Genomic DNA, 6,432 nt, shown 5'->3' with positions numbered 1-6,432 from the left:
GATCTTGCTCCTAACAGGAAAATTGATGATGCAATTAATGAAATCAATAAAATAGCCGTTAAGTTACTTAATCCTAGTAATACTATAATTGAATATATAGGAGAAATTAAACAAATGAGAGAGGCAGACAGTAATATGCTTATAACATTTGTGTTTGCTCTTATATTTATCTATTTAGTGCTTGCAGCTCAATTTGAAAGCTTTACTGACCCTTTATTAATATTACTCGCCGTACCTTTCTCAATAACCGGTGGTGTACTTGCTCTCTGGCTTGCCGGTAATAGCCTTAATATGTATAGTAATATAGGACTTATTACTTTAATTGGATTAATTACTAAGAATTCTATTATGATAGTAGAATTTGCTAATCAGCTAAGAGCAAAAGGAGTAAAGGTTCAAGAAGCTATAATAGAATCCTCAAAACTTCGCTTGCGTCCAATTCTTATGACTACTCTTGCTGCCGTAGTCGGAGCTTTACCTCTAGTTTTTGCAGACGGGGCCAGTGCTGCTGCTCGTAATTCTATAGGTGTTGTAATAGTTGGAGGATTAAGCATCGGTACTATATTTACAATTTTTGTTATACCTGTAATATATCACACTTTTAAGAAGGATTAATAAATTATAGAATAATAAAATTTAGTAGACATATAGCTCAAAATGAGGAATTATTATTTGACGTTAGTTTTGTTGCATGGCTTGGAAAACGCATATAGTGTCATCCCGGAGGCCTCGCCACGGGATCCAAAAATGTAGCCCATAATACTAGTGTAATTTTAGTATTTTAACTGGATCCCGCTATCAAGTTGTGGGATGACAGAGGTATGAGCCACACAACAAGGTCTTTTACGTTTAACTAAAAGGAGCTTCAATATGTTAATAAATTCTAATAATCCACTGATTACTACTGTACATTTATTATCTTCTATAGGTGCTATAAATTGGGGCTTAGTCGGATTATTTAATTTTAATTTAGTCACACTTTTATTTGGCTCATTTCCAATTATTGTTACAATACTTTATATAATTATAGGCTTTTGTGGTGTATATTCTTTCCTTTGTTTAGGTAAGCTATTTTGTAAATCCGGAATAGAAAAGGCGAAGTAACTCTACCTTTTCGTCATTGCAAGCAGCCGTAGGCTGCGTGGCAATCTCATGAAATCATAACAAACTCCTGAGATTGCTTCGTCCATTGCTATGCAATTTCCTCGCAATGACTACCTAACAACCTCACTTGTGCTATAGCAGTTATTGCTGCTGTTTCAGCACGTAATATATTACTTCCTAAACTTATAGATTTTGTATTCTTATATGAGGCAAGAAGTTCCAGCTCAGCATTAGTAAAGCCTCCCTCCGGTCCTACAATAATAGTTATATCACTATTACTAAGTGATGATGAAATTCGTAATATAGAATTTTCTTCTTTTTCATGTTCATTAGCATATAACATCAAATTATTATTCTTTTTTAGGTAATCTTGTATTGTGATAGCTTTTTCAATTATCGGGGGAGTAAGACGTTCTGATTGCTCTGTTGCCTCAATAACACATTTCGTTAAACGTTCGATATTTACCGATCTAAATTGACACCACCTAGTAATTAACGGAATAATTTTAGTTATACCGAGTTGCGTAGCCATATTTATTGCAAGCATTAATTTATCTTGCTTTATTATAGCAACAGCAAGAGTTAACGTAGATTCTGTATAAGGCTTTTTTAACTGTTCTTTCAGTCTAACCGATAGGTTATTTTTACCTATATCGTTAATTTGTGCTAGAAATTCTCCATCCGTACCGTTAAAGAGACGTAAGCAATCATTTACTTTAAGACGTAGCACCGTTTTGACATAATGAACATGATGATCACGTGCTAATTCTATCTTGCTATTTTCAGCTAAACGACTATTAATATAAATACGGTTATATTTCATATATTGTAGTACTATGGACGATAAAAAAGATAATAAACATCTTTCCAAACCAGCTTATAGAGAGGAATGTACAGGAGACACGGAACGCAGCACTACAGCGTATATGGACATACGTGAGGATTTGATGAGTACCGGATCGATGTCTAAATTACCTCTAGAAGTGAAGTTTGTAAAGATATCTAATAGTATATCAGAAAAAGAAAATTTACCAAAAGAAAAAGAAATTGGCGGTGTTAAAGGTCTAGAACCGACAAGATACGGGGACTGGCAGCATAAAGGTAAAGTCACAGATTTCTAATGCCTTGTCTTCAACACACTAAAATTTTACCCTATAAACCGCAAGAATTGTTTGATTTGGTCTGGGATGTAAAATCTTATCCTAAATTCTTGCCTTGGTGTTCTGCTTCTAGAATTATTTCAGAAAATAATCAAGAGGTTATTGCTGAATTAGTAATTCAGTTAAAAGGCTTTTCAGAAAAATATAACTCACGAGTTACAAGCGAAATAACAGATGATGGAATATATTTGATTAATACGGTAGCTATTTCAGGACCTTTTGAATATTTAAAAAGTACTTGGCACTTTGTTCCATGCACGGCAGGAACTGCATTAAAATTCTTTATTGATTTTAAAATGAAATCCGTAATACTGGATAAATTAATCGACACTTATTTTACCAAAGCAACCGAAAAAATGATTATAGCTTTCGAAAGGAGAGCTAAAGAGGTTATAAAATAAATAAAGAGTAAGGTTATAGATCTATAACCTTACTCTTGAGAAAGTTTTGTATTTAGTTACTAGGCAATATCAGATATATATCCTCCATCTCCCTCATCTCCTAAGATTTGAGTGTGATCATCATTATTATAATCAAGGCTATAAAACTGCTCTTCTTGTTCTTCACTAGTGGAAGTATGATAATTAAATAATTCTTCATAAGCTTCATTTATTTCAGCATATTTCTGTATTTCTTTTGAAAGTTCTACTACTTTATTTTGCATAGCTTTTTCTGTACCATGCCATAACTTACTTGTCAAATTTGGCTTGTATGCTGCTAATTGCTTATTTTTGTAACTTTCTCTCTTTGCAACAGTTCCTAAACTTAAAGCTTTTTCAATATCTTCACTTGAATAGCCATTTTGTATTAGCTGCTGAATAATACAAGCATGTAAAGGAAGAATACTAGTATCTAGAACTAATTTATTTGTATATTGTCCTTTCACGCCAGGTATTGCCTGATATAACGCACGATCTGTTGACTCTACTATTTCATAGCCACCATTATGTTTGTAACCAACGCCGTCTTCCGTTAAACTTAAGGTTGGTACGCGAGTTATTGCATTAGATATTATCTTAGCGTTTGTTCCTTCAATATATTTACCGGTAAATTTATCTATACCGTTTTTATCTATAGCAGTACCGTATACAAAACTTCCTAACCCCGAAGTAGCCAAATACTCTTCAACTTTAGTTGCTTCATGAGCTTGAGTAAAAAGCTTTATTTGTTCATTACTCTCCATAATGCCTTTTGCCCCATAACTAGTACCAAAAACACCCCATGTTATTAAAGGTATTTTGTTTAACCAACTACTAAATGAAAACAAACTACTTACTCCTACAAAAAAGCTTCCTGATGCTAATTTTGTATAGAAACTATAATCTGCTTTTGCTTTTTCTATTAAAGATAAGTAAGTGATCGGTTTATTACTTCTGAATAAGTTTTGTATTAATAATGTCAACATAGTCTATCTCCTAATTTAAGTTACCATATTTCATGGTTGTAAATGCACTATATGACAAAAGTAATCAAATATCAATCCTTGATTTAATAATAGATTAATATTTGACTTGACATTTTTTAGAAAAAATCATATTTTATGGTAATTTTGATCAAAAAGAGGTAGATATGCCTACGTACAAAAATTCTAAACATATTAGCACTAAAAAGCTTGCTTATATAGGTTTAGACCTCGCATATAAAACAGATGATTTAAATATTTATAAGCTAAAAGCATCAAAGGTCCATGAACAATTAACAGATAGCGGCTGGGCAATACTGACTGCTTCATGTGATAATATCAACACTGCTAAATATGCTTATAAAGCCGTCGCATTTATAAATAAAGACACTAAAGAAGTTCATATTGCTAGTGCCGGCACAAAATTCAATATATATGATTTATTAGACGACTTGCTTATCGCACTGCACTACTTACCTACTAAACTAACTCCAATTCAGGATTTTGTTAATGAAATAATTAACAAATTAGGTGGCTTAAGTAAAGCCACAGAATATAGTTTTAATACTAGCGGTCATTCACTTGGAGCAATAATTGCAGATTTAACCTTAGTAGAAATACATTCTCGCAACCTACATTTTAATAAATCTACAACTTTTGACAGCCCTGGCTCAAAACCGATAATTGAAAGAGGCATAGAAAAAAATTTATTTACCGGAAAAGTAACAACTCCAATAAAAGAGCTAGCTACCCATTCTAAGATATATAATGCAAAACATAATCTTATTAATATTACTAATAAGCATTTTGGACAAACAACAATGGTACTTCCTGGTAAAAACACAACACTATCACAATCAGAAGAAAGGGCATCATATTTATATAATTTTGCCAAACAAAAAGTTACAAAATATCTAGGAATTAATGGAATAGTTGAAGGCTTTGAAGAAATCATAGCCGGAATCAGTAAACATGGACTTGTTAATTTTTCTGATTTGAAACAGAATATTACTTTAACCATAGATGATTGGGAAGCAGTAACACCAAAATATGCTAAAAATACTCTAAATTTAAAAAATAATTTATATAATCAAATAGTTGAAACTGAAACCGGAGCTAATTTAGTTGGGATGTATAATAATTTTCAAAGCTGCAGTCAAGAATATGCTCAGGAAGTCCAAACAACAGGAGATATAAGTAATTATCATCTATATCCTCTAATATGTTAAATAAAAAAATAAATTTATAGGCAGAAATCACCTTTCGCCTTTCATATTCATTATTTCTTATTTAGAGCAACTAAATAGATTTCCGTAGATTCACTGCGGCTGGATGAAGGTTTAAAATGTTTCACTGTTTTAAATTCACGCTTTACTTTATGTAATAATTCATTTTCTGCACCGCCACGAAAAATTTTAGCAATAAAATGACCGGAGGGTTTTAGTACTTTTAAAGCAAATTCAAAAGCTTGCTCACATAAAAGTAAGGTTCTTATATGGTCTGTAGCTTTATGACCTATGGTATTTGATGCCATATCACTCATTACTATATCAGCTCTACCGTCTAAAGCCTGAATAATTAATTCTTCCGTGTCTGCTTCAAAAAAGTCCTTTTGAACAAATTCAACTCCAGCAACATGTTTAATTTCTAACACATCGATAGAGATGATTTTATTATTTAGGTTATTATCCGAAGCTTTAATCAGCTTAGAAGCTACTTGACTCCATCCCCCAGGAGCTGCTCCTAGATCAACAATTTTCATGTTAGGAGTAAAAAGTTTAAATTTTTCATGAATTTCAAGTAGTTTATATGCAGCTCTTGACCTAAAGCCGTCTATACGTGCTTTTGCAACATACGGATCGTTTAATTGGCGTCTCAGCCAATTACTAGAAGAGATGGTGCGTTTTTTAGAAGTCTTAACTCTAACGAATTTATTTCTATAACCTCTTAAATTATTTGTCATAAAATCTTTTATACTTATAAATAAATGAAGAATAAGTAAACGAAGTTTAATCTGGAAAAGAGCAAGGAATCCATAAGACGAGGCACGAAAGCCATTAATAATACTTGAGTACCACAGTACTTATAGCCAATTTTTCAAATTAAACGAGTATGCTCTTTTGCTATTTTATCTAATACAGAATTAACAAAACCAATTTCATGCTCATTTAACATATCATTTGCTATGTCCGTATATTCGTTGATTACTACTTTAGCAGGCGTAGTAGGGCAAAATAATAGCTCACATATACTAACACGCAATAAAGCTCGGAGTAAGATTGGCATATGTGCAGGATCTTTATCATTTGTTAAATGATTGTCAATAATTTCGTCTAGTTTATGAATATTTTCAAATACTGACTTTACCAGCATTTTAAAATGACTTATACTTAATGATATTTTTAAATTCTCAGGTAAATCTGTTATAGAATTATTATTTTGATAAAAAGAAAGTACATTTTGCATGATATCATCCATATCGTCGTTATTTTGCAATATGTTTTGATAAATAGCTTGCACTGCTGCAATACGTGCAATCGACTTTTTATTAATTTTATTTGAACTCATAGAGAAAAGAAATTTAAAATTTAATTTTCGTCAATGCGTAATGTGATATGGCGTGATGTCATTCCCGTGAAAGCGGGAATCCAGTAATTCAAAAACATAAATACTATTAGTTTTTAAAACTAATACATTTGGATTACTTCATTTTTTTTCTGTGGATTCCCGCTTTCGCGGGAATGACATCGGAAACCAAGTAACAAC

The 6,432-nt window shown here is 32.0% G+C and carries 9 protein-coding genes; 5 read left to right on the top strand and 4 right to left on the bottom strand.

What is annotated here, in order from left to right:
* Positions 1 to 615, top strand: a 615-nt coding sequence (locus tag BG75_RS09415; protein WP_252903572.1) for an efflux RND transporter permease subunit, incomplete at its 5' end; no start/stop codon positions are given.
* 255 nt (positions 616 to 870) lie between these two features.
* Positions 871 to 1,104: a DUF378 domain-containing protein gene (locus BG75_RS01505; RefSeq protein ID WP_062811183.1), complete on the top strand. Its 234-nt coding sequence runs from the start codon at positions 871 to 873 to the stop codon at positions 1,102 to 1,104.
* Positions 1,105 to 1,192: 88 nt separating this feature from the next.
* On the opposite strand, the gene BG75_RS01500 is transcribed toward BG75_RS01505, so the two are convergent.
* Entirely contained in the window at positions 1,193 to 1,927 is a 735-nt protein-coding gene (locus BG75_RS01500) for a 16S rRNA (uracil(1498)-N(3))-methyltransferase (protein WP_062811182.1), read from the bottom strand.
* A gap of 13 nt (positions 1,928 to 1,940) precedes the next feature.
* Between BG75_RS01500 and BG75_RS01495 the strand changes: the two genes are divergently transcribed.
* Positions 1,941 to 2,225, top strand: a complete 285-nt coding sequence (locus tag BG75_RS01495) for a DUF1674 domain-containing protein (RefSeq protein WP_062811181.1) — start codon at positions 1,941 to 1,943, stop codon at positions 2,223 to 2,225.
* Positions 2,225 to 2,665 carry a type II toxin-antitoxin system RatA family toxin gene (locus BG75_RS01490; protein ID WP_062811180.1) on the top strand — a complete coding sequence of 147 codons (441 nt, stop codon included), beginning with the start codon at positions 2,225 to 2,227 and terminating at the stop codon, positions 2,663 to 2,665. Before BG75_RS01495 ends, BG75_RS01490 begins: the two co-directional genes overlap by 1 nt.
* 59 nt (positions 2,666 to 2,724) lie before the next feature.
* On the opposite strand, the gene BG75_RS01485 is transcribed toward BG75_RS01490, so the two are convergent.
* Positions 2,725 to 3,669, bottom strand: coding sequence for a hypothetical protein (locus BG75_RS01485; protein WP_062811179.1), 945 nt, complete (start codon positions 3,667 to 3,669; stop codon positions 2,725 to 2,727).
* A gap of 164 nt (positions 3,670 to 3,833) precedes the next feature.
* Here BG75_RS01485 and BG75_RS01480 point away from each other — a divergent pair, with 164 nt between their 5' ends.
* Positions 3,834 to 4,895 carry a hypothetical protein gene (locus BG75_RS01480; RefSeq protein ID WP_062811178.1) on the top strand — a complete coding sequence of 354 codons (1,062 nt, stop codon included), beginning with the start codon at positions 3,834 to 3,836 and terminating at the stop codon, positions 4,893 to 4,895.
* A gap of 50 nt (positions 4,896 to 4,945) precedes the next feature.
* Here the strand turns inward: BG75_RS01480 and BG75_RS01475 are convergent, their stop codons facing one another.
* Both BG75_RS01475 and nusB read right to left on the bottom strand, forming a co-directional pair.
* Positions 4,946 to 5,629 carry an RlmE family RNA methyltransferase gene (locus tag BG75_RS01475; RefSeq protein WP_062811177.1) on the bottom strand — a complete coding sequence of 228 codons (684 nt, stop codon included), beginning with the start codon at positions 5,627 to 5,629 and terminating at the stop codon, positions 4,946 to 4,948.
* A 134-nt stretch (positions 5,630 to 5,763) separates the two neighbouring features.
* Positions 5,764 to 6,234: a transcription antitermination factor NusB gene (gene nusB, locus BG75_RS01470; RefSeq protein WP_012736449.1), complete on the bottom strand. Its 471-nt coding sequence runs from the start codon at positions 6,232 to 6,234 to the stop codon at positions 5,764 to 5,766.
* Positions 6,235 to 6,432: the final 198 nt, after the last annotated feature.

This window comes from Rickettsia endosymbiont of Proechinophthirus fluctus (genome assembly GCF_001602635.1).
GTDB lineage: Bacteria > Pseudomonadota > Alphaproteobacteria > Rickettsiales > Rickettsiaceae > Rickettsia > Rickettsia rickettsii.
This window is presented reverse-complemented; position numbering and strand designations above follow the sequence as displayed.

Bases quoted from the DNA above. Each gene is read 5' to 3' on its own strand.
- BG75_RS01485 (WP_062811179.1), bottom strand. From the start codon at position 3,669: ATGTTGACATTATTAATACAAAACTTATTCAGAAGTAATAAACCGATC.
- BG75_RS01495 (WP_062811181.1), top strand. From the start codon at position 1,941: ATGGACGATAAAAAAGATAATAAACATCTTTCCAAACCAGCTTATAGA.
- BG75_RS01475 (WP_062811177.1), bottom strand. From the start codon at position 5,629: ATGACAAATAATTTAAGAGGTTATAGAAATAAATTCGTTAGAGTTAAG.
- BG75_RS01500 (WP_062811182.1), bottom strand. From the start codon at position 1,927: ATGAAATATAACCGTATTTATATTAATAGTCGTTTAGCTGAAAATAGC.
- BG75_RS01490 (WP_062811180.1), top strand. From the start codon at position 2,225: ATGCCTTGTCTTCAACACACTAAAATTTTACCCTATAAACCGCAAGAA.
- BG75_RS01505 (WP_062811183.1), top strand. From the start codon at position 871: ATGTTAATAAATTCTAATAATCCACTGATTACTACTGTACATTTATTA.
- nusB (WP_012736449.1), bottom strand. From the start codon at position 6,234: ATGAGTTCAAATAAAATTAATAAAAAGTCGATTGCACGTATTGCAGCA.
- BG75_RS01480 (WP_062811178.1), top strand. From the start codon at position 3,834: ATGCCTACGTACAAAAATTCTAAACATATTAGCACTAAAAAGCTTGCT.